Annotated in this window: 21 protein-coding genes; 9 read left to right on the forward strand and 12 right to left on the reverse strand. The window is 68.7% G+C overall.

The genetic code is table 11. The features are described 5' to 3' along the window. Window positions 1–111 precede the first annotated feature (111 nt). The 5 genes from ACFQRE_RS04225 (at window position 112) to ACFQRE_RS04245 (ending at window position 6,962) form a co-directional block, all read left to right on the forward strand. A complete protein-coding gene (locus ACFQRE_RS04225) occupies window positions 112–891 on the forward strand; it encodes a GntR family transcriptional regulator (RefSeq protein ID WP_380119270.1) in 780 nt (259 codons plus the stop codon). A gap of 152 nt (window positions 892–1,043) precedes the next feature. Continuing rightward, window positions 1,044–4,010, forward strand: a complete 2,967-nt coding sequence (locus ACFQRE_RS04230) for a beta-N-acetylglucosaminidase domain-containing protein (RefSeq protein WP_380119273.1) — start codon at window positions 1,044–1,046, stop codon at window positions 4,008–4,010. Between the two features lie 152 nt (window positions 4,011–4,162). Next, complete coding sequence (locus ACFQRE_RS04235; RefSeq protein ID WP_380119276.1) at window positions 4,163–5,701, forward strand: multicopper oxidase family protein; 1,539 nt, start codon at window positions 4,163–4,165, stop codon at window positions 5,699–5,701. 108 nt (window positions 5,702–5,809) lie between these two features. Then, the gene (locus ACFQRE_RS04240) at window positions 5,810–6,307 is read left to right on the forward strand and encodes a hemerythrin domain-containing protein (protein ID WP_380119279.1); all 498 of its coding nucleotides are present in this window, start codon (window positions 5,810–5,812) and stop codon (window positions 6,305–6,307) included. Window positions 6,308–6,311: 4 nt separating this feature from the next. Continuing rightward, on the forward strand, window positions 6,312–6,962 hold the full coding sequence (locus ACFQRE_RS04245) for a DUF2231 domain-containing protein (protein WP_380119281.1): 651 nt from the start codon (window positions 6,312–6,314) through the stop codon (window positions 6,960–6,962). Window positions 6,963–6,976: 14 nt separating this feature from the next. Here ACFQRE_RS04245 and ACFQRE_RS04250 read toward each other — a convergent pair whose 3' ends face one another. The 3 genes from ACFQRE_RS04250 to ACFQRE_RS04260 form a co-directional block, all read right to left on the reverse strand. Then, window positions 6,977–7,819 (reverse strand): phytanoyl-CoA dioxygenase family protein, encoded by an 843-nt coding sequence (locus ACFQRE_RS04250; RefSeq protein WP_380119284.1) that lies wholly within the window; start codon window positions 7,817–7,819, stop codon window positions 6,977–6,979. A 90-nt stretch (window positions 7,820–7,909) separates the two neighbouring features. Beyond that, window positions 7,910–8,503, reverse strand: a complete 594-nt coding sequence (locus ACFQRE_RS04255) for a GNAT family N-acetyltransferase (RefSeq protein WP_380119287.1) — start codon at window positions 8,501–8,503, stop codon at window positions 7,910–7,912. 93 nt (window positions 8,504–8,596) lie between these two features. Next, window positions 8,597–9,898: an ArgE/DapE family deacylase gene (locus ACFQRE_RS04260; RefSeq protein WP_380119289.1), complete on the reverse strand. Its 1,302-nt coding sequence runs from the start codon at window positions 9,896–9,898 to the stop codon at window positions 8,597–8,599. 101 nt (window positions 9,899–9,999) lie between these two features. Between ACFQRE_RS04260 and ACFQRE_RS04265 the strand changes: the two genes are divergently transcribed. Beyond that, complete coding sequence (locus ACFQRE_RS04265; protein WP_380119291.1) at window positions 10,000–10,461, forward strand: Lrp/AsnC family transcriptional regulator; 462 nt, start codon at window positions 10,000–10,002, stop codon at window positions 10,459–10,461. 43 nt (window positions 10,462–10,504) lie between these two features. After that, window positions 10,505–11,353, forward strand: coding sequence for an alpha/beta hydrolase family protein (locus ACFQRE_RS04270; protein ID WP_380119293.1), 849 nt, complete (start codon window positions 10,505–10,507; stop codon window positions 11,351–11,353). Here ACFQRE_RS04270 and ACFQRE_RS04275 read toward each other — a convergent pair. From ACFQRE_RS04275 to ACFQRE_RS04290, 4 genes are read right to left on the reverse strand one after another with little or no spacing between them, the layout of a single operon-like run. Continuing rightward, window positions 11,340–12,434 carry an SLC13 family permease gene (locus tag ACFQRE_RS04275; protein ID WP_380119295.1) on the reverse strand — a complete coding sequence of 365 codons (1,095 nt, stop codon included), beginning with the start codon at window positions 12,432–12,434 and terminating at the stop codon, window positions 11,340–11,342. The two genes, ACFQRE_RS04270 and ACFQRE_RS04275, sit on opposite strands and share 14 nt — an antisense overlap. After that, window positions 12,431–13,642 carry an L-2-hydroxyglutarate oxidase gene (gene lhgO / locus ACFQRE_RS04280; RefSeq protein WP_380119297.1) on the reverse strand — a complete coding sequence of 404 codons (1,212 nt, stop codon included), beginning with the start codon at window positions 13,640–13,642 and terminating at the stop codon, window positions 12,431–12,433. The genes ACFQRE_RS04275 and lhgO overlap by 4 nt, the downstream gene beginning before the upstream one ends. Before the next feature lie 41 nt (window positions 13,643–13,683). Beyond that, on the reverse strand, window positions 13,684–14,112 hold the full coding sequence (locus ACFQRE_RS04285) for a MerR family transcriptional regulator (RefSeq protein WP_380119299.1): 429 nt from the start codon (window positions 14,110–14,112) through the stop codon (window positions 13,684–13,686). Window positions 14,113–14,172: 60 nt separating this feature from the next. Next, complete coding sequence (locus ACFQRE_RS04290) at window positions 14,173–14,418, reverse strand: hypothetical protein (protein ID WP_380119301.1); 246 nt, start codon at window positions 14,416–14,418, stop codon at window positions 14,173–14,175. A 174-nt stretch (window positions 14,419–14,592) separates the two neighbouring features. Between ACFQRE_RS04290 and ACFQRE_RS04295 the strand changes: the two genes are divergently transcribed. Then, window positions 14,593–15,708 carry a DNA polymerase IV gene (locus ACFQRE_RS04295; protein WP_380119303.1) on the forward strand — a complete coding sequence of 372 codons (1,116 nt, stop codon included), beginning with the start codon at window positions 14,593–14,595 and terminating at the stop codon, window positions 15,706–15,708. A gap of 7 nt (window positions 15,709–15,715) precedes the next feature. Here ACFQRE_RS04295 and ACFQRE_RS04300 read toward each other — a convergent pair whose 3' ends face one another. Then, on the reverse strand, window positions 15,716–17,002 hold the full coding sequence (locus tag ACFQRE_RS04300) for an MFS transporter (protein ID WP_380119305.1): 1,287 nt from the start codon (window positions 17,000–17,002) through the stop codon (window positions 15,716–15,718). Window positions 17,003–17,115: 113 nt separating this feature from the next. Here ACFQRE_RS04300 and ACFQRE_RS04305 point away from each other — a divergent pair, with 113 nt between their 5' ends. Then, a complete protein-coding gene (locus ACFQRE_RS04305) occupies window positions 17,116–18,045 on the forward strand; it encodes an NAD(P)/FAD-dependent oxidoreductase (protein ID WP_380119307.1) in 930 nt (309 codons plus the stop codon). Window positions 18,046–18,075: 30 nt separating this feature from the next. Here ACFQRE_RS04305 and ACFQRE_RS04310 read toward each other — a convergent pair whose 3' ends face one another. From ACFQRE_RS04310 to ACFQRE_RS04325, 4 genes are all read right to left on the reverse strand, one after another. Next, a complete protein-coding gene (locus ACFQRE_RS04310; RefSeq protein ID WP_380119309.1) occupies window positions 18,076–19,302 on the reverse strand; it encodes an MFS transporter in 1,227 nt (408 codons plus the stop codon). Between the two features lie 75 nt (window positions 19,303–19,377). Then, window positions 19,378–19,980 (reverse strand): TetR/AcrR family transcriptional regulator, encoded by a 603-nt coding sequence (locus ACFQRE_RS04315; protein WP_380119311.1) that lies wholly within the window; start codon window positions 19,978–19,980, stop codon window positions 19,378–19,380. A 146-nt stretch (window positions 19,981–20,126) separates the two neighbouring features. Beyond that, a complete protein-coding gene (locus ACFQRE_RS04320; protein ID WP_380119313.1) occupies window positions 20,127–21,557 on the reverse strand; it encodes a PepSY-associated TM helix domain-containing protein in 1,431 nt (476 codons plus the stop codon). 94 nt (window positions 21,558–21,651) lie between these two features. After that, window positions 21,652–22,353 (reverse strand): hypothetical protein, encoded by a 702-nt coding sequence (locus tag ACFQRE_RS04325; RefSeq protein ID WP_380119315.1) that lies wholly within the window; start codon window positions 22,351–22,353, stop codon window positions 21,652–21,654. Between the last annotated feature and the right edge of the window lie 48 nt (window positions 22,354–22,401).

The following is a 22,401-nucleotide window of genomic DNA, read 5'->3' on the forward strand; positions in this document are numbered from 1 at the left end:
GTCTAGACCGCGAGTCAAGAGGGCAGGACGAACGGGAGTGAGGGTCATGACCGGCACAGCGTTGGACTGCCGTGGAGCTAGGGTGTGTGCACCTATCCAGGAGGAGGCCGAGTGCCCAGACATCGGCATGAGGTGACGGTCGACTCCCTCGCCGCGCAGCCGCCCAAGCACGGCCAGACCAAGGGCGAGCACATCCTCGAGGCGTTGCAGGCCACTGCGCAGGCGACGCCAGCCGGCTCCCTCCTGCCGTCCGAGCGCGCCCTGGCCGACCACTTCCGGGTGTCGCGCATGACGGTCCGCGGCGCGGTCGACGAGCTCGCGAGCAAGGGCTTCGCCACGCGGGTCCCCGGGCGGGGCACGTTCGTCAAGCACCCGCAGCTCACGCACTCCGAGACGTTCCGCTCGTTCAGCGACGACATGCGGCTCCGCGGTCTGGAGCCGGGGTCCCTGGGCTACCGGTCCTCGACACGCGGGGCGACCCAGGCCATCGCGACGGCACTCGGTGTCGAGCCCGGGTCCGAGATCCTGCACATCGAACGTGTCCGCACCGCCGACGGGGAGCCCATGGCGCTCGAGCGGACGAACGTCTCCCTCGACCGCTTCCCCGGTCTCCGCGCCCAGATGAGTGCTGACGAGTCCCTGTACGGCCTCATCCAGCGCCTCTATGGCATCCGCCTCGAGAGCGCCCGGCAGCGCGTCTCAATCTCCCGACTGTCCGCCCGCGACGCGACGAAACTCGCTGTGGCGGAGGGGGATCCCGCATTCCTCGTGGAGCGCACAGCCCTCGACAACATGGGGAGGGTCGTCGAGTTCGGTCGGTCGCTCTACCGCGGCGACCGCTACGCCATCGAGATGCACGTCGGGGCGGCGAGCTCCCTGACCGTGAGCTGACCCATTGACGGAATGCTGTGGTCTAGTCCAGTATTCCGACCACGGCACGGATCGCACCAGCGACCCGACGCTTCACCAGGGAGCACGCCGTCAGTGAAGGAAGGCGTCAGATGCGGCCCGAGAGAACACATCGACGACGGCAGGGCAGGGCAGTGGTGGGCGGAGGGCTCGCGCCGATCGCTCTGGCCGCGTTCGCGGCAGTCAGCACCGGTGCAGGCCCCGCGGCGAGCACTCCCGCTGGGAGCAATCCCGCTGGGAGCACTCCCGCGGCGAGCGCCCTTGCGGCGCCGCAGATCAGCCCTCGCCCGCAGCAGCTGACGGTGACGGGGGCTCGCCTCGACCTCACGTCGTCGGTCACCGTTGTCCGGGGCGCGGGGGCTGACCCTGCCGCGGTCACGGCCACGTTGGCTGCCCTGGCATCCAGCGGCACGTCGGTCACGACGAGGACCACGGACCCCGGCACGGGTGACACCATCTATGTGGGTGGACCGAGCGAGACTGCCGCGAGCGCCCCGGCCCTGACTGCGCTGGGAGTGGTCGCTGCCCCCGATTCGCGCAAGCCTGAGGGCTACGTCCTGGCCAGCGGCACGGACTCGGGCGGTCGCAAGCGCGTCGTGCTCTCCGGGCACGACAAGGCGGGCACGTTCTACGCCGCTCAGACGCTGCGCCAAGTCCTCACGCCCGACGCCACGGGTGCGGCGGTCGATCGCGTTACCATCAACGACTGGCCCGGCTTCGGGTTCCGCGGAGGCATGGACTCCGCCAACCCGCCGCCCGACGGTGTCGCTCGCTGGACCACGGCCGACCGGCTCGAGCAGGTCGAGGTCCTGGCCCGCAACAAGATGAACACCTTCTTCTACGGCCCGGCCATCGACCCGCACACAGGTGGTCTGTCCGGGAAAGGCACGTGGCGCGATGAGTACTCCTCCGACGAGCTCAACGACTTCGCGGCGATCGTCGCCAAGGCCAAGCCTCTGCACGTGGACGTCGTCTACCGCATTTCCCCGTCCGCCCCGCTGTTGCAGTCCGCGGGGATCTGCCACTCGTCCGCTGCCGAGCGCGCAACGCTGGTGAACCGTCTGAAGACCCTCTATGGCATGGGCGTTCGCCAGTTCGTCGTGGCCTGGGACGACATCGCGGCCGGCGAGGAGTTCGTGTGCCCCGCAGACACCGCTGCCTATGGAACTCCCGGCCCGAACGGCACCAAGGTGGTCGACCGGGCGGCGTGGGCGCGCGCACAGGCCGCCGTCACGAACTTCGTGCAGACCCAGTTCATCGCACCCAACGGCCTCCCGCGTCTCTACACCGTGCCGACGGAGTACTCGGGCAACAACCCCGACTCCAACTACCGGGCTGTGCTGGACCAGGCGCTGAGCTCCGCGGTCGGGATCTACTGGACCGGCCCGGAGGTCATCTCGCCGCAGATCCAGGTGGCCGACCTGGCGGCAGCCACGAAGACCTATCCGCGCCACGGGGAGTCCGTGGCGATCTGGGACAACTACCCGGTCAACGACCAGGTCTGGGACCGCTTGCACCTCGGCCCCGTCGACCGTCGTGACGCCGGGCTCAGCTCCGCGCCCGGCATCCTCTTCAACGAGATGACCCAGCAGGGCCCGTCCCAGCTGCCGCTCCTGACGGCTGCCGACTACGCGTGGAAACCCGAGGGCTACAACGCCGAGGACTCGTGGACTCGCGCTCTGTCGGCGTTGGGCGGGACACGTGCAGCTGACCTGAGGACCTTTGCCGAGCTCAACCGCTCCTCGGCGCTCACGCAGTCCGACTCGCTTGCCCTCGCCGCGAGCATCGACGCCTTCCGCCAGGCGCTGAGGACCAACACCGACGTGGCCGCCTCTGCCACCACGCTCAAGCAGAAGCTCGCGTCCATCCGCTCGGCAGGCACGAACCTCCAGTCGATGACGACGAGCCTCGCGACGCAGTCCAAACCGTGGCTGGAGCAGGCTGTCCGACTCGCCGACGCGGGCACTCTCGCCGTGGACCTGCTCGTCGCGGAGGAGTCCGGCCAGACGGCGACGGCCGCTGCGCTCCGTCTCCAGCTCCTCGACAAGCTCCCGGCCATCGCGGCCGAGCCAGCAGCGGTGAGCCCGGGCGTGCTGCCGCCGCTCGTCTCGCTCGCCCTGCGCCGAGGGGTGCCTGCCGGGGACCTCGACGGGGACGGCCGCGCCGACGTCCTGGCCGTCAACAGTGCCGGAGAGCTCATGGCCTACAAGAACCGGAACACGACCTACAACTGGCCCAACCTCGAGCCAGAGGGCGTGAGAGTGGGCGAGGGGTGGAGCGCCTCGATGATGCCGGTTCCTGCGGATCTCGACGGCGACCGCCTCGCCGACCTGCTTGCTGTCACGCCTGACGGACGGCTCATGCAGTACCGCAACACCGGAGCCTCCTTCGCCAGCATCGCGAAGGACGGGGTCCAGGTCGGCAGCGGTTGGCAAGGCACCCTCGCCGTGCGGCCCGCCGACCTTGATGCGGACGGACGTGCCGACCTGCTCGGCGTCTTCCCCGACGGACGGCTGCTCGCCTTCCGCAACAACGGCATGAGTGGAGGAGCCGTCACCTGGGCGGCGCCGCTCACGGTTGGGCAGGGGTGGGCTGCCAACGAGCTGCCGTTCGTCGGCGACCTGAACGCCGACGGACGCGCCGACGTCATGACGGTCAGGCCGGACGGCACGCTCTGGCACTTCCTCAACACCGGAAGCCTCTCGGGTGCCATGTTCGCCAACGGGCAGAAAGTGGGGGAGGGATGGTCCGGCTTCCTCGCCATGCACGTGGTGGACCTCGACGGCGACGCCCGCGCGGATATCCTCGGCGTCATGGGCTCCGGGGAGTTGCGCGCCTTCCGGAACACGGGGGTCACCCAAGGAACCAACGGTGCCTTCGTCACCCTCGGAGCGAGTGCGTCTGTCGGAGGTGGGTGGAGCGCGTCCAAGCTGCCGACGCCGACCGACTTCAACGGTGACGGACGCGCCGACCTCGTGTCGATCTCGGACACGGGGCACCTCGTCACCAACATCAACGCTGGACGTTTCGCCAGCGGGCTCATGTTCCCCACTGTGGTGTGGCACGGCCCCGGTTGGGCAGGGGCGAAGTTCCCTCGCTGACCCGCTGCGTCCCCGTCCCGCGGCTCGGTGCCCCGAGCTGCGGGGCGGGACGTGGCCCGGATGGGGGTTGGCCCTGAGCGACCCCCGACCGGGTCCCTGAGGGCACCCTGAAAAGCCTGTTCACCGCCGTAGTCAGCCACGACGGTGGGGACATGCGCACCGCTCTCAGGCTCGTCGTCGCCGTCGTCACCATGGTGGTCCTCGTCGTCGGCGGGTTCGCGGCATACATCGCGTGGTCGTTCTCGACGGCGAGCATCGACACCATCGGCAAGGTCGACTTCGACCGGCCGCTCGTGATCCCACCGCTCGCGAAGTCCACGGTCGACGCCAAGGGTGTGCGCACCTTTGACCTCTCGATGCAGGCGGGTGAGACCGACCTCGGCCGCGGTGGCGCGACCCGCACCTGGGGCTTCAACGGCGCCTTCCTCGGCCCCACCCTGCGCGCGACTCGCGGTGAGCAGGTCAGGGTGAATGTCAGCAACCGGCTCGACGAGACCTCCACGGTGCACTGGCACGGCATGCACCTCCCTGCGGCCATGGACGGCGGGCCCCACCAGGCGATCAACCCCGGCGGCACGTGGTCGCCGCACTGGCAGGTCGACCAGCCCGCTGCCACCCTCTGGTACCACCCCCACCCGCACGGCGAGACCGCAAAGCACGTCTACCGGGGACTCGCCGGGATGTTCATCATCGACGACGCCAACGACGTCGCGCTCCCCAAGACCTATGGGCTCGATGACTTCCCGATCCTGGTGCAGGACAAGGCCTTTGACGGATCGCAGCTCGACGACACCCACGGACTCTTCCAGTCCGCCGGCATCCTCGGCGACACCGTCCTCGTCAACGGCACACCCGGCCCGTTCCTCGACGTGGTGACCGAGCGCGTGCGCCTGCGCGTCCTCAACGGCTCGAACGCCCGCGTCTACCGCTTCCACTTCGACGACAACCGGGCGTATGCCGTGGTCGCCAGTGACGGTGGCCTCCTTCCGAGACCTGTGGAGACGAGGGAGCTGCTCCTCTCTCCGGGGGAGCGCGCCGAGATCGTCGTCACCGTGCGCCCCGGAGACCGGACGGTCCTGCAGAGCACCCCACCCTTCGTCGACACCAACCGCTTCACCGGTGACACGGACCGGCTCGACATCCTCGAGCTGCGCGGGGCCGCGACCCTGCGCCCCAGCCCCGCCATCCCCTCAGACCTCGCGCCAGCCCCCGACCTCTCCGACGACCCCGTCTCGGCCACTCGTGAGATCAGCCTCAGTGGCAGCAACACCAACTTCGGCAAGATGGACATGGAGCGCGTCGACGTCGTCTCCCGCCTCGACACCACCGAGGTCTGGGACGTCACCAACTCCGACGGGCAGGCGCACAACTTCCACATCCACGACGTCCAGTTCCAGGTGACCCGGTATGCCGGCGGCCCACCCCCGGCGGTCCTCGCCGGGTGGAAGGACACCATCTTCATCGCGCCGAACGAGAGCGTGGAGCTGCGGATGCGCTTCGCCGACTTCGCCGATGCCAACAACCCGTACATGTTCCACTGCCACCTGCTCCGGCACGAGGACCAAGGGCTCATGGGCCAGTTCGTCGTCGCCCGGCCGGGCGAGGCTGTCGGCGGCATCCACGTCCCGGGCCACGTCGACCACGTCGCCGGTTCCGAACCCAGCGACGGTCATGCAAGGCACGCCGACTGAGGGTGAGCCCGGCCGTCAAGAAACCCGGGTTTCAGGCCCTCGCCGCAGGGTATGTCGTGCATGATCGGGCTGAGCAGACCCGCCAGAAGAGTGCTTTGAGGAGACCCCATGTCGCAGGACGCCATTGTCATGTTGAAGGCAGACCACAAGGAGGTCCGAGGCCTGTTCCGCGAGTTCCAGAAGTCCACCACGACCGACGCTCGCAAGGGCAAGCTCGTGGAGCAGATCATCGAGCTGCTCACGGTCCACACCTACATCGAGAACGAAGTGATGTACCCAAGGGTGCGCGAGCTCCTCCCCGAGCTGGAGGACGACGTGCTCGAGTCCTACGAGGAGCACCACGTCGCCGACCTGCTCGTGATGGAGCTCGTGACGATGACCCCCAAGGACGAGCGCTTCGAGGCAAAGACGACGGTGCTCATCGAGAACGTCACGCACCACATCGAGGAAGAGGAGCAGGACTGGTTCCCCAAGGTCCGCGATGGCCTGTCCCGCACCCAGCTGCGCGAGATCGGGGCCGAGCTCGCTGAAGCGAAGAAGGGGGCACCTCGCCGCCCGGAGCAGCCGAGCGCACTCAAGAAGACCGTCGACGCAGTGTTGTCCTGAAGCCATGAATACTCATGCCGGGACAGACATTACGGGGGGCACCCTCCAGACCACGCCTTCCCTCGTCGCCGCCACCCAGCGCCTCGAGCAGAGCGCGGGCCTCGACCGCCTGCGAGCCATCTATGCGGTGGCAGCCAAACCGCTGGACCGTTGGTCGGGCAGCGAGCTGCTGCGCTCCGGGGTCATCGGCCACGCCCTGCATCCGTTGCTGACCGACGTGCCGCTGGGGTGCTGGACGGCTGCGTCGGTTCTCGACCTCCGTGGCCGCCCGGAGGACCGTGACGCGAGCCGGCGACTGGTCGGTGTCGGTCTGGCTGCCGTCGGTCCCACCGCCCTCACCGGCTTGGCGGAGTGGTCACGCACGGGCCGCGAGGCGCAGCGCGTTGGCGCGCTCCACGGTGTACTCAATGTTGTGGCCACCACCCTCTACCTCACCTCATGGGTGGCACGCGGGCGCCGCCGCCACGGCCTGGGCATGGCCACGGCACTGGCCGGAGCCGCGGTCGCTGGGGCCTCCGGATACCTCGGTGGTCACCTCACGACCGCACGCAAGGTCGGCAGTCGCAACCCGGCATACGCGGACGACCAGGTCGAGGATGACCTTGGCGCGGAGGCCAAGCCTCGCCGCACCGGTGACACGGACTTCGCAATCTGAGGGGCGCGCGCCAATCAGTCGTCCGTCGCGCCCATGACGAGACCTTCGATGTCGTGCTTCTGGACAATCGGCTCCAGCATCTCCACGACGCGCGCGTCGAGGTGTCGGCGAGCCTGCTCGGGAAGGCTGTCCCAGAAGGGCTGGGTGACCATCAGGTCGTGCAGCTCGGCGTGTCCCGCCCCGGGGGCATCGACTCCGAGCACCACCACGGGCCTGGCGAGCTCGCTGTGGTTTGCCGTTCCTCGATGCAGCGTCAGTGCCGAGCGCGCCGAGATGTCGCCTCGCTGCGGCACGCGCAGCTGCGACATCTCCTGGTAGCGCGGCCACTCGGATCGGGGCGGGAACATCTGGTGCGGCCAGTCCAGGCCGGCTTCGTAATGGGTGCCGGGGGCGATCTGGAAAGGGCCCATGTCCGCGGTGGTGTCGACGGTGCTGATGTTGAACGCCAAGGACGTCAGGCGGCGCTGCTCGTGCGTCTCGATCGGCGACGGGAAGTCACGGTGCCACGGCTGGTCGGCGGACCCAGGGAACGGGATGTCGAACCCGATCTCGACGATCTCGTAGTCCTGCCCCAGGGCGGACTCGCAGATCCCGGTCACCCACGGGTGGGTCACCAGGTCGACGAAGCCGTCGAGCTGTTCGGGGTGGACCTCGACGTACCACCGTTGCGGTCCCCGCCCGATGGCTCCACCCTCGCGGTGACGGGCCTCCTCGAACGCAGCGAGGACGTCGCTGTGGAGGCGGTCCACCCACGCGACGTCGAAGGCACCTCGTCGCGCGACGATCCCCTCACGCGACAGCTCGTCAAGGTCCTCGGGCGATGCGGGTGCGGTTCTGCCCGGCGCTGTGGGCGTCATGCGCTGCACCACTCTCTTCCCGGGACAAGCTGCGTTGCCCATGCCCTCGAACGTTTCTCCCAGCGTAGGGACAGCGTCAAGAGCAAAGGGTCATGGGCGGTGACCAACTCGTTGACGCACCACGCGCCGTCGCAGGGTGGGTGAGGCCACCACCTGATAACCGGCCTCGATGAAGACCTGCAGCAGCCCGACCGACGCCTCGTCCCAGATCACGGTCTTGCCCGGCGGCGGCTCTATCGGGTACCCCTCCAGGATGCGCGCGCCAACCTGCTGGCCGTACTCGACAGTGGCTGCGGCGAGCTCGTAGGTCAGCCCCGACTGACGCTGGCCCGCGCGCACGACGAAACAGGTGACTGACCAGACGCCCTCGAGCTCGGGGTCCATCCGCATCCACGGCTGCTTGCGACTCCACAGCCTGGGATAGTTCTCCCGCGGCTCGACCGCGACCCAGCCGGCCGCCTCGCCGTCGACGTATCCGATGAGCCCCGACGTCGGTCCGGCGGTGCCGCAGGCGCTCTGCTCGAGCAGCGCGACGTCTCTCTGCTCCTGGCTCGTGTCGCGCCAGATCCAGCCAGGCACCTTCATGGCCTGGCAACGGCACTTCTTCGCACCCCCCGTGGCGAACACCGCCTCGACGTCCTCGACTGTTGCCTGGTTGGCGGGCAGCCAGGTGAACTCGGGCATGCGCTTCTCCTGGTTCGGGCCGCTGTCGGGAGGCATGGCGAACTGTCGTCCGCACATCAGGCTCCCACGCCCCGCTCGCCGGTGTGAGGACCGTCAGCTCGTTGCTCCTGATGCGGCACGCAGCAGCGCGACGGTGAGGGTCTGCGCGACCTGCACCACCTCGCGCAGATCGACCTCTTCGCGCGGGGAGTGCGCCACTTGGGCGCTGCCCGGCCCGTAGTGCAGCGTGGGGACGCCCGCACCCGAGTACAGGCGGAGGTCGCTGCCATAGGGGACGCCGCGAGGCTGACGGGGCGTGGTGGCGCCCACGGAGTCCAGGGCGCCCCCGAGGAGGCCGAGGAGTGGCGCGCCGTTGACCAGACGTCCGCTGGCGTACTGCCCGCCCGTCCAGCTCACCGTGGGTGGGTGATGACGCAGCCACTCGTCGCCCCGAGCAGTGAGCTGAATCGCCTCTTCCAGGGCGGCCCTTGCCTCAGCAGGATCCTCGTCGAGTGCCACGCCCAGACGCCCTTCGGCCACGAGCAGGTCAGGCACCGAGCTGGCCCAGTCGCCGCACCGTACCCGTCCGATCGAGATGGGGTACGCCACCGGGAGCCCAGTCATCAGTGGGTCCACGGTCTCGTTGCGCCTTCTCTCGAGGTCCCCGAGCGCCTTGAGGAAGGGAACGAAGTGGTTCAGGGCGCTGCGTCCGGCGTATGCCGTGCTGCCGTGAGTCGCGACCCCGCCGACCCGGATCTCGAAGGTCAGCGCTCCGCCCGCCGCTGTCACAATGCCGCCGGAGGTCGGTTCGGTGATGATGCACGCATCGGCGAGGTGACCCCGACGGACGGTCGCGAACGCGCCGAGCCCGCCGTCCTCTTCGCCGACCGCGAAGTGGAGTCCGATCGGTCGGGAGGTGGGCAGACCCACCCTCTGCACCGCCCGAACTGCGGCCAGGTTGGCGACCAGCCCGGCCTTCATGTCGCACGCCCCGCGGCCGTGCACCCGGGTGCCAGCGAACCGCGCGGCGTAGGGGTCGCCGCTCCACTTGGCGAGATCACCCGGGGGGACGACATCGACGTGGCCCTGGAGGACGAGCGCGGGCACCCCTGGCCCGCTGGAGGCGACCAGTCCCCATGCTTCTGAACGCTCGACCTCCTCACCGGGGAAGTCCGGGTCCGCCCGGAGGGCGCCGAGGTCGGCTTGCCACAGGTCGACGTCGAGCCCGCACTCGTCAAGGCGGCGGGCGAGGGCATGTTGGATCTCGCACTCCGCATCGGATCCCGAGACGCTGGGGATGCCGATCAGCGACACCAGCTCGGACCGGATCTCATCAAGGTCGATCGTGTCCAGCGCCCGGCGTTCGGCATCGCTCAGATCGACGGGCTGTATCGCTGCGGTGTCATGAAGTGGCATGACTTCACGCTAGGCAACGCGATGGCGCAACGCCATGCCCCAAACATTGTGTCTGGTCGCACATCGTTGCGCTTCTGCTTTGACTGGTGAACGATCGTTGCGTGCCCCACGACTTCCGGCCCGATGCGGTCGACGACCTCATCATCGGCTCGCTCTCCGCCGACGGACGACGCAGCTTCGCCTCGATCGGCCTCGAGGTCGCCCTCTCGACGGCGGCGGTGAAGCGTCGTGTCGACAGGTTGCGCCGAGCCGGTGTGATCACCGGGTTCACGGTCCTCGTCGACCAGAAGCGACTCGGTCGCCCGATCGAGGCGCTCGTCGAGCTGCACACGGATGGGGTCCTCGGTGTGGACCGTCTGCGCCGTGCGCTCGGCCCCATCGCCGAGATCGTCGAGGCCGTCACGGTCACCGGAGACGCGGACACGATCGTCCGGCTGGTAGCCGCCGACACCGACCGGCTCGAGGCCGCTGTCCAGGCACTGCGCGCCATCCCCAGCGTCCGCAAGACCGAGACCAACATCGTTCTCTCGCACCTGATCAGTCGGACGCCGACAGCCTTCTGAGCCCGCCCCTTGCCACGCGGCATACGGTTCTCGGGTGGAACACGTGACTGATCTGGACCTGCCCGGTGGGGGACACACCTCGGTCATCGGCGTCGATGGTGGAGGCCCGGGCGACCCGGTTGTCATCCTGCTCCCGGCGCTCGGCGTGGCCGCGGGCTACTACGGCCCGTTCGCCGCGGCCCTCGCCGCCCAGGGCGTCGCCGTCCTCTCGGCCGACTTCCCGGGCCAGGGCGTCAGTCGTCCACTCGCGAGCCGCAAACACGACTTCGGGTATGCCGCCGTGTCCGATGTCGTTGTTGCCGCCACTGTCGCTGTGGCCCAGGAGCGTCGGGCCGGAAGGCCGCTCGCGTTCCTCGGGCACTCGTTCGGCGGTCAGGTCGCGCTGGTTCATCTCGCCACGCACTCCTCGCCGGTGAGCGCCCTGGTGCTCATCGGCTCGGGCTCGCCCTACTGGCGCGGCTTCCCGAACCGGCTCAAGCTCCTCGTCCAGACGCAGACCCTGGGTGCAGTGGCGCGCGTGCGCGGGCACTGGCCGGGAGACCGGGTCGGCTTCGGCGGGCGCCAACCTCGCCAGCTGATGCGCGAGTGGGCGCGGTTCGCGCGGCGCGGCGATCTCGCGGTGGAGCGGGGTGCAGTGGTGGGCGAACCGGACTTCTCTGGCGTCGCGCTGCCGGTCCTCGCGATCACCCTGGACAACGACGACCTGGCTCCGCAGGGCTCGGTGGACAACCTCGCCGACAAGCTCACTGGTTCGCGGGTCGAGCATCGTTTCGTGACCCGCCCGGCGGGCGAGGACGGCCCGGCCTTCGACCACTTCACGTGGGTGCGCCATCCCGGCAGCTTCGCCGACGACGTGGCGACGTGGCTGCGCAGCGCCGTCACGCCAGGCTGAGGGCCAGGAGAGCGGCCGACACTGCCGCGGCCGCGCACAGAAGGCTGCGGACGGCATACGGCCACGCATCGATCGTGAGCCCGGCGCGACGACACCGGTCGCGCCAGAGCAAGGTCGCGAGAGACCCCCACACGGTCACGATCGAGCCGACGTTGACCCCGATGAGGAGCGCCATGAGGCGCGCTGGTGAGTTGTCGGCGACCGGCTCGAGCGCGAGGTACGCAGGCAGGTTGTTGACGACGTTGGCGCTGATGGCCCCCACGGCACCGATGCGCCACAGGTTCCCCTCGTCGCCGCTTCCGCCCACGAGGGCAGAGAGGGCGGGCTCGAGGCCGTGGCGCATCGCGATGTCGACGACGATGAAGAGGGCGCAGACGCCGAGCACCATGAGCCACGGCACCTGGATGGAGCGCACCTTGGGTCGCCAGCGCCACGCGAGGGTCGCCACGAGCACGACCGCCGCGATGACGGCGGGGATCGCGGGCGTGACGCCGCTGACGAAGGCCGGTCCGAGGGCCACGCAGACGCCCCCAGAGATCCAGAGCAGGACCCGGTCGTGCGGATCTGCTGGCGGGTCGAGGGAGTAGCGCGTCAGCAGGTCGCGGCGGTGCAGGACGAAGAGGACGACGACCGTGGCGAGGATCGCGGCCAGCGCTGGCTTCCACGCGAGGGAGATGTATTCGTGCGTCCCGGCTCCGAGCTGCGAGAACCGGTGCAGCGCAATGAGGTTGGAGAGGTTGGACACCGGGAGCAGAAGGGAGGCGGTGTTGGCCAGCCAGACCGTCGTCAACGCGAACGGCATGGCCGCGATCCCCAGCTGACGGGCCATGGCGATGACCACTGGCGTGAGCAGGACAGCAGTGGTGTCGATGCTCAGGACGATCGTGCAGGCCACCGCCAGTGCCACGACAAGGAGCCACAGCAGCCAGGTCCGATGCCGCCCGGCGTGGGCGGTCCAGTGCGCTGCGACATCGAAGACTCCGGCGATCTCGGCCACCTCGGCGACGACCGTCATCGCGATCAGGAAGACCATCACGGGACCGATGCGGGCGGCGAGGTCCAGCAGTTCCTGACTGTTCATGCGGCGACCGCTGCGAGATCGACGATGTGCTCGGCGATGGGGAAGGCCGAGGTCGCCGCGGGCGACGGCGCGTTGCAGACGTGAACGGTGCGGTCGGTCCGGCGGATCAGGAAGTCGTGGACGAGGGTGCCGTCCCGCAGGACGGCCTGAGCGCGTATGCCGGCCGGCTCGGGAAGGAGGTCGTCGAGCGTGAGCTCTGGGCAGTAGCGACGGACGAGGTCGAGGTAGCCCTGTCGGCGCAAGGAGTCCCACTGCTCTGTGAGGCCAGTGCGCCAGTGGGTGCGGGCGACCTGCCACATCCCGGGGAAACGGGCGAGTGCGGCGAGGTCGCGCACGTTGATCGAGCCCTTGCGATAGCCCTCTCGACTGAAGCCGAGGACGGCATTGGGGCCGACGGTGATGCCACCGTCGATGGTGCGGGTGAGGTGCACGCCGAGGAAGGGCATCGCAGGGTCGGGCACGGGATAGATGAGCGCGTCGATGAGGTCGTTGTGGACTACCGGTAGGCGGTAGTACTCGCCACGGAACGGCACGATCTGGAAGGAGTTGGCGCCGTGGTTGAGACCCGACATTGTCGCGAGCCGGTCGGCCTGCAGCCCGGCACACACGACGACCTGACGCGCGGATTCGACGCTCTCCCAACCGTTCTCGACGAGAGTCAGGGTGACCGAGGCCGAGGACTCGTGGATCGCGGTGACCGCAGTGGAGGCGCGGACGACGCCACCGGCGGCCGAGATGTCGAAGGCGAGCGCACGGCATACAGCGGGGTAGTCCGTGATCCCCGTGGCGGGGACGTGGAGGGCGGCCAGTCCGGTGATGTGCGGCTCCCTCTCGCGCAGGGCTGTGCCCGACAGGGGAGTGACGGTGAGCCCGTTCGCGACGGCGCGCTCGGTCAGGTCGTCGAGCCGCTGGACCTCCCTGGGGTTGGTCGCGACGACGAGTTTCCCGGTGTCGGAGAACGGGATTCGCTTCTCGGTGCAGTAGGCGCGGGTTCGCGCCGCACCCTCGCGACAGAAGCTGGCCTTGAGGCTGCCGGGCGCGTAGTAGACGCCCGCGTGGATCACGCCACTGTTGTGGCCGCTCTGGTGTCGCGCGACCTCGGTCTCCTTCTCGATGACCAGCACGTCAGCACCCGGTCGCCGGCGCAGGATCTCGAGTGCCGTCGCGAGACCGACGATCCCGCCTCCGACGACCACGACATCACGCATGGGCTCATCCAAGCCCATGACTCTGACTGCGTTGGCGGGGGTCAGGAGGTGGTGACCTCGAAGTGGGCGCGGCCATCGATGACGTCCTGCACGGCGGCCACGAAGCGGGGGCAGGCCGTGATGTCGTGGGCACGGCACCGCAGGGCGTGCTCGGTCATCTCGCGGGAGCGTTCGAGAGCCAGCATCCGCTCCTCGAGATCGCGCAGGTGTCCCTCGAGAACCTCGTGCCGGTCCTTGGCCTCGGCGTCGAGGAGGACCCGGATCTGCTCGAGCGTCATGCCCGCGAGCTTGTTGCGCTGGATGATCGCGATCCGCACGAGATCGTCCTGCCCGTAGCGGCGGTAGCCGGAGGTGTCACGCCGCGGCTCGAGCAGGCCGATCGACTCCCAGTGGCGCAGGACGTGCGTGGGCAGGTCGAAGCGGCTCGCGAGGTCGCTGATGGACCAGTTCTCGTCTGCGGCAGGCTTCATGTGAGCCTCAACGCTTGCCCGTCTGGGTTCGTGCCCGCGTGAGTCAGGTGGTCGAGCGGTTCAGTTGGCTTGGTCCCTGGGTGACGCCGCTGTGAAACCACGCTTGCGGTGGTGCTGCTCGTGGCGAAACCATTTCCGCTCGATGGCCTGCTCAACGTCGATGCCCTGCCGATGGGCATAGACCAGACACATGCTGACGACATCAGCCAGCTCGTCCTCGGTCGCTCTGCGCTGTGCGTCCTCACCACAGCCGCGGTCGCGGCTCTGACCCGACGAGGTCAAGTGCGCTTGGACGAGCTCCCCCACCTCCTCGGTGAGCTTCAGCAGGATCCATTCATCGGTGCGCTCGACATCGTGCAGGTCGGCGTAACCCGCAGAGATGTACTAGATCCGTTCTGTGAGGTCACCCAAGTCCATGCCTTCACCCTATGCACGCGGCTTGGCCCCATCGGTGTCCCCGCCTCACGGCACACTGGTGGCATGGCCCGATGGGTGCTTCACGTCGACCTCGACCAGTTCATCGCGGCGGTCGAGATCCTGCGCCGCCCGGAGCTGGCCGGGCTGCCCGTCGTCGTCGGCGGCCGGGGTGACCCGACCGAGCGGGCCGTCGTCTCGACGGCGTCCTATGAGGCGCGCGCCTTCGGCGTTCATTCCGGTATGCCGCTCAAGCTCGCCTTCCGCAAGATCCCCGACGCCGTGTTCCTCCCGGTGGACGGCCCGGCCTATGACGCGGCTTCGGCCGTCGTCATGGAGACCGTGCGCGCCCATCCCGGAGCCGTCGTCCAGGTCCTCGGTTGGGACGAGGCCTTCGTCGGCATCTCGACGCCCGGCGACGACGTGGCCGAGGCAGTGGCCCACGCCGACGCGATCCGGGCCGAGGTGCTCGAGGCTTCGGAGCTGCACTGCTCCGTCGGTGTGGGGGACACGACCGTGCGCGCCAAGATCGCGACCGACTTCGGCAAGCCGCAGGGCACGTTCGTCCTCACGCGTGACAACTGGTTCGAGGTCATGGGGGAGCGGCCGACCACCGCCCTGTGGGGAGTCGGCAACCGGATCGCCGCCCGGCTCGCGGAGCACGGCTACGAGTCGGTGCAGCAACTCGCCGATGCCGACGACGAGGTGCTGACCGCCGAGTTCGGGCCGCGGATGGGGCCGCACTACGGACGGCTCGGTCGCGGACTCGGAGCGACCGTCATCGACGACACGCCCTGGATCGCCCGGGCACACGGCCGTGAGACGACCTACCAGTCCAACCTCGTCGAGCCGGCCGAGATCGAGGCGGCGATCCTGTTGCTCTCCGAACAGGTCGTCGAGGACATTCGGCGCGAGGAGAGGGCGTGCGCGCGGGTCCACCTCAAGGTGCGCTTCGCGCCCTTCTTCACGACGACGCGCATTCGCAAGCTGCCCGAGCCGACCTTCGATCCGTCGGCCATCGCGGCAACGGCGATGGACCTCCTGCGCGGGCTTGACGACAACCGACCCATCCGGCTGCTCGGCGTCCGCGCCGAGATGGTCCCGCCCGAAGGTGGCTACGAGCAGCCCCGCACCACCGGCCGAGGCGGCCCCGCCGCCGCCGACCCCAACCCCCACCCCTGACCCCCGCTCAGGTGGCTGGGGCGTCCTGAGTCGCTGGTGCTGGCGTCGCGGGTGCTGAGGCCGGAGCCGCGTGGCGTTCCAGGTGTCGCTCGGCGGCCCGGGCGGCCGGGTGTGACAACACTGCGGCGGTCACCGCGATGACCGCGATGACGGCCCATCCGGGCGGCCCCCACGACAGCGCGAGGAACGTGTAGAGCGCCGGAAAGATGATGGGCTGGATCTGGTAGCCGAGGCCCCAGACGCCTTGGTAGTCGCCGAGGCGACGTGGGTCCGAGAGCTCGGAGGTGAAGCCCCAGTCGGCCGCGGACTGCCACAGCTCAGCGCCGGTGATGGTGATGTGCCCGATCCAGATGAGCACGATCGAGACCCAGCCAATCGTCTCGTGGGTCACGCTGATGACGGCGCACGAGAGCACGAAAGCCAGACCAGACAACCGGACAGCGCGCAGTGACCCCGCCACCGTCTCCGCTCCTCGAGAGGCCCTGACCTGCAGCAACACGGCCAGCACCGTGTTGGTGCCGAAGAGCCAGGCCAGCAGGGCGCGCGGTGCATCGGTCTGCTCGACGAGCCACAGTGGCACGACGACATTGAGCAGCACCTGGTTGGACTGGAGCACGCCGTTGCAGAGCGCCAGACCGACGAAGCCGAGGTTCTTGAGGGCAGCCGGTGAGACGTGTCCCTCCGACCCGGACGCCCCATGGGCAGAGGACTGGATCGTCGGCAGGAACGAGATCATCACCGCGTTGATGACGAGCAGCCCGGCCGTGATCAACGGGACGGCGATGATGGCTTCGCGAGTGCCGATGCCCAGGGCGACACCAGCGGTGCCGGCGCCGAGTGTGTAGCCCACGTTGCGTGCCGCCCTCTGATAGGCCATGGCCCGCACCCGGGTCTCGCGGGGGAAGACCTCGATGCGATAGACGTTGCGCGCCGAGCGGCCGGCGTTCTCCACGCAGGCGAGCACTGCCAGCAGCACGACGAAGGCAACGAACCCGCTCGCCAATGGCCAGGCGAGATACAGCAGCGCCTCGACGCCAGCGCTCGCCACCCAGAGTTTCTTGGCTCCGATGATGTCGGTCAGCCGGCCCAGTGGCATCGACAGGGCCAGCGTCACTGCCGCTGCGATCGACATGCCGAGTCCGACCTGCGCGCCGGTGAGCCCGACGATCTGGGTGAAGAAGACCGCCGTCCCCGTGAGGAAGGACCCGGTCGCGAACGCCGAGAGCACGCTCTGCAGCGCCAGGTCGCGCTCGAGCTTCGTCGGCGGAACGATCGACCGCCACCATCTGGTCATCACTGGGAACCCCTCCAAAAGTGTCTTGACGTCAAGATACATGCCCGCCGCACCGAGTGCTCCCCATTTTCCGCGCTTGCCTTCAGGTCAACCTGAAGGTTCAGCATCAGAGCATGACGACTTCACAGCACACCGAACCACTGCACACGGAATCACTGCACACCGACATCGCGATCATCGGCGGCGGCCCCGCCGGGCTCCAGGCGGCCCTCACCGCCGGCCGGGTCCGCCGCCGCGTCACCCTCTTCGACGACGGCATTTACCGCAACGCCACGGTGGGCCACATGCACAACGTGCTCACCCACGACGGCACCCCACCCGCAGACTTCCGCGCGGACGCACGACGCGAGCTCACGGCATACGACACGGTTTCGGTTCGCGAAGAACGCGTCGAGACGATCGAGCGCCATGGCGACGACTTCCGGCTCACCCTCGCGAATGGCTCCGTCATTTCGGCGTATGCCGTTGTGCTGGCCACCGGTGTCCGCGACGAGTTGCCGCCGATCCCGGGTCTGCAGGACGTGTGGGGGGACCTCGCGGCACAGTGCCCCTTCTGCCACGCGTTCGAGTTCGCGGGCAAGCGGATCGGCATCGTCGGGGCCGGCGCCGCAGGTCACTACACGGCGCTCATGGGACCGGTCGCGGGCGAGTTCGTCGTCTTCGCCGAGGGCCAGGAGCTACCCGAGGGTGCGACCACGGATGCCCCGATCATCGAGGCAAGGATGACGGGCATCGAGCGCGTCGGCGATGGCCTCCGGGTGAGCCTCGACGACGACTCGACCGAGGACGTGGCGGTCCTCTTCGTTGTCCCGACCCTGCACCAGTCAGCCCCGTTTGCAATGCAGTTGGGGCTCGACCTCAACCCCTCGGGTGCCGTACGGATCGACGAGTTCGGGCGCACGAGCGTGCCCGGAGTGACCGCCGGAGGCGACCTCGCCCACCTTGCCGCGTTCCCGATGCCCATGGCGTCGGTCGTCATGGCCACCGCCGCGGGACAGATGGCCGGGCACTCGGCCATCGCCGCTCTTCTCGCGCGCGCCTGACACACCGTCCCGCAGCAGCCCCGTCACCTGTCAGGCCGCGACCGATACGTGCGTTTCGGCATGGCGTCGGCTCCCGTTGCGCAAGTACGCATTGGTGAGCGCAGGAAGGATCGCCAGGATGGCGAGGACAGCCATCCCCATTCCCAGGACCACGGGGGCACGGAGCCCATGGACAGGGATCAGCGCAGACCCGATCGCCGAGCCGAGAATGACCCCCAGGGTGATGAACGATGCGTGGATCGTGTTGACCAGCGCAGACGTGCTTCCAGCACGCTGCACCCTCACGGCCATCGCGGGGTTCATCGTCACACCGACCAGACCAATGCCGAGCATGAAGGCCAAGGCCAGCGGCGGGACATCCGTGAACAACGCGAACCCTGCCAGGAAGACCGCATTCAACCCGGTGCCGATCAGCAGCGTGGAAATGGTGTATCGATCCGCCAGGCGGGCGACGATCATGTTGCCGGCCAGGGTTGCGGCTCCGTAGGCGAGCAGGAGCAGCGGAACGAGGCTGTCCGAGAACCCGGTGATCTCGGTGAGGATCGGCGTGAAGAAGCTGAACGCCGAGAAGGTCGCTCCGATGATCAGCGTGCTGGAGACGAGTGCCAGCACGAACTGGGGACGGCGCAGCACCGCGAGCTCCTCCCGCATCGAGTTCGATGCACCCTCCGGGGTGTCCGACTCGGCGGGGTTGTGCACGAACATCATGGTCAGAATCGCAGCGATGATCGTCAGGACGGAGATCGTCCAGAACGCGGCGCGCCAGTCAAGCTGTCCGCCGATGAACGTCGCCAGCGGCAGTCCAAGCAGTATCCCGAGCATCAGCCCGTTCATTGCTACCCCGCTCGCGCGTCCACGCATGCCTTCGTCGACGAGTCGCGCGCTGAGCGACACGGCGATGCCGAAGAAGGCTTGGGCGGCGACGCCGCTGATGATCCGGGCGATCACCATGACCGAGTAGGAGTCCGCCAGCGCCGCTGTGACGTTGCCGACGAGAAAGATCCCGAAGATCGCCAGCAACGCGGTCTTCGCCGGCATCCGCAGCAGAACCATGGTCAGGGCCGGTCCGCCGACCGTCATCGCAACGGCGAAGACAGTGACGAGGTATCCGATCTGTTCGATACCCGTGCCGAGGCCTTGGGCCAGCTGGGGCATGAGGCCCGCGACCGCGAATTCGCTGGTCGTCATCGCGAAGATGCCCGCAGCAAGGACGTAGACCGGCAAGGGGACGGCCCTGGATGGGGTGCGTGAGGTCATGACTCGACTTTCTGTGATTGAGAATCCAAAACGATGGCATGCGAAAGCGCCCTTCAGGAGGGCGTTGCGGTGGAGTCAGTGCAGCAGGGCGTGCAGCCCTGCCAAGGCGATCCGCCGGAGCGTCTCTGGAGGTGCGCCGGACTGTGCAGTGACGCGCACCCCTGAGATGACGGTGTTGACGAGGATGGCCCCATCGTCCGGCTCCACGTCGCTCGCTACGGTTCCGTCGAGCTGGCCAGCACGGACAGCCTCGGCCAGGAGGGCGGTCCGAGCCCGAAGGTCGCGATCGAGGATGCGCGCGACGCGATCGTCCCGTCGGCGCAGGGCTGGGCTCATGAAGCTCTGCACGACCATGCAGCCGGCTGCCCGGCCGCGTTGAGCAGCATCTTGTTCCTCACCGACGACCACGTCGATCAGCGCGCGCAGCCGGTCCGCGCCGCAGAGCGCATCGTCCGCGAGGATCGCTGTCTGGCGCACACGTACCACGTCGATGTAGTGCTCCAGGGCGCGCAGGAACAGCTCGTCCTTGGAGGTGAAGGCGTTGTAGAGACTGCTGCGCCGCACTCCGGCGGCGTCGCAGAGCCGCTCGGTGGAGGTGTCGGCATACCCCAGCACCCGAAACTCACCCGCCACCGCGTCGAGCACAGCCGCCTCATCGAACATTCGCGGTCTTCCCATGAGCGTCACGTTAACACGTTTTGGATCCGCAAATACATAATCCGAGCCGGGGTGGTGGTGGTGGCCCTGGGACCGACCGCGGCTCCGACCTTCGTGAACAACCCAGCGGCAGAACAGGCCGCCACGGTCCAAGCGCGGCCGGGAGCTCAGCTGGGCGCCGACCCGAAGAACCGTCGGGGCGCGGACAGCCGCGACAGGACCAGGCGGTCGAGGAGCAGGACGAGCACCAGTGAGATGCCTGTCACCGGAAGGAAGATCCCCAGCGCCACGATGCCCACGGCCAGAGCGGGACTGGAGGCGAGCGGCATACGCCCTCGCGGAGCGCCCACCGAACCCGAACCCCGCGGGCGGCGACGCCACCACATGACCGGACCGGTCACGCACGACGCGATCACGGCGAGGCAGAACACCGTCGTGAGCACCATGTTGAGCGTTCCGAAGCGGCGGCCCTCGTGGAGCGCGATGCCCTGCGAGACAACCTTGGCCAGTCCGGGGTAGTCGTCGTAGCCATAACTGCTCGCGACCCCGCCGCCGTACTGGTCGACGTGGACCGTCCGCTCCTTCGCGGGGTCGTTGAAGGCGTAGCCGATCGCCGAGAACACTCCCTCGTCATCAGCCGGGAGGGCCACGGTCATCGGCCGGGCCAAACCTTCGCGGGCACCCACCGTGATGGCTGTATCGACGTTCGCGACCGAGACCTCACCCTCAGCCGCCGGCGGCGTCGGCGAGGTCGGCACCGGAGTCTTCTCCTGGGCCCACGGGACGACGTGATGGCTGTGGGGGAGCGACTCATCAAGGGTGGACGTGGGGTTGGAGAGGGCGCCGTGGTCGTCTGACCACATCGACGAGCCGGCACCCGTGACGAGCTTCTGCACCTGCGCACCCCACACCCCGGTCCACGGCAGGCCGGAGGCGATGAGGAGCAGGAGGCCGACGCCCATGACCGACCCGATGCGAGCATGGGTGGAACGCAGCATTGCCGAGCGAATGCCCCTCTCCCGCTGGCGCTTTCGCGCCCGCCGCCCCTTGAGGAAGAGGTAGTAGCCCGTGATGGCCATGACCAACGCCCAGCACGCACCCAGCTCCATGACGAGGTCTCCGACGCGTCCGCCCATGAGGTCGGCATGCAGGCGGATCGCTCGTCCGCTGAGGGTCGTGTCGGGGTTGAGGTCGCCCAGCACCCTCGCCGTGTAGGGGTTCACGAACACATCGCGTGTCTCGTCGCTCGCGGTCGTGGTGGTGAATCGGGTGCTCTGGTCTGGCCCTCCCGGCTCCGTCATCGACACGATGGTGTTGTCAGGGTGGGCGGCGGCGACATTGAACCGCTGCACCTCGTAGGGCAGCGCTGACTGGCCTGTGGTGGCCTCGACGCGCATGAGGTCGCCGTGGAGGGCCGGCTCGATCTGGAACCGGAAGAGATAGACCAGTCCCGTGATGGCCAGCACGAGAAGGACGGGAATGACGACGACGGAGGCATAGAAGTGCCAACGCCAGAACGCTCGAAACAATCCGGTATGCCGCCCGCGCAGCTTGGTCGGTGCCGGTGGGGTTGTCGTGGGGTCGTCGATGACAGCCATGCAGGTACTCCTGAATTCAGGGGAAGGAAGCGCACAGGTGCGCCGCTCGACCCGGCGAGGAGTCGCCGGGGAGCAAGAAGATTCGAAGCTGCGCTCAGGCAGCGCAGGGTCGCGGGGGTCCGCGACGGCAGGGCGCGGGCGAGCGCCAGAGGTCTGCCAGGGCAGGCGGTGGTGCGGAGCCGGACTCGTCGTGTCCACGAAGCACGGGCAGGGGCGGGTTCAGGGCTGTCAGCACAGGGATCGACAGGCGAGCCAGGAGGACGACCAGCCGTTGTGCTGCCCACTCCTGTCCGCGCTGCAGGGCGCGGAGTCCGACCCAGCCGGACTCGGCCTGGGTGAGGAGCGCGGCGACGAGGACGGCTGAGCACAGGTGGGCGACGATCATCATCGGGGACGGCATGAGCATGTGGCCGGAGGCCATGACAGACGACGTGGATGCTGCGTGCTGCAGGTGCGCCACCGAGGCGTGGACGGCGTGTCCGTTGTCGAGGGCGGCGGCGAGCTGTGCGGTCGGACGAACGGGTGCGCTGTGGTTCGACGACATCTGGCTGAGTGCAGCGTGGGTCACGAACTGCTGCACGAGAAGCATCGGCCCGTGCCGGGTGAGCCGAAAAGCGCTGCGGCACAACGGCATACCTGCGATTGTCAGGAAGGCACCCACCACGAGACTGGCAGTGAGTCCCGGAGGGGTGCCGCCCGCCGCGAGGTGGGCCGCGCCAGCCAGCGCCCCGGCGAACCAGCTCAGCGTGAGGGCGCGCGCGATCCCGGTCGCGCGGCTCGGCTCACCTGACGTCACGACGTGAAACCTATCCGAGTCCGACGCCAGGTGCTCGGTGGCGCATGC

Source organism: Knoellia pratensis (genome assembly GCF_042666395.1).
In the GTDB taxonomy this organism is placed as follows: domain Bacteria; phylum Actinomycetota; class Actinomycetes; order Actinomycetales; family Dermatophilaceae; genus Knoellia; species Knoellia pratensis.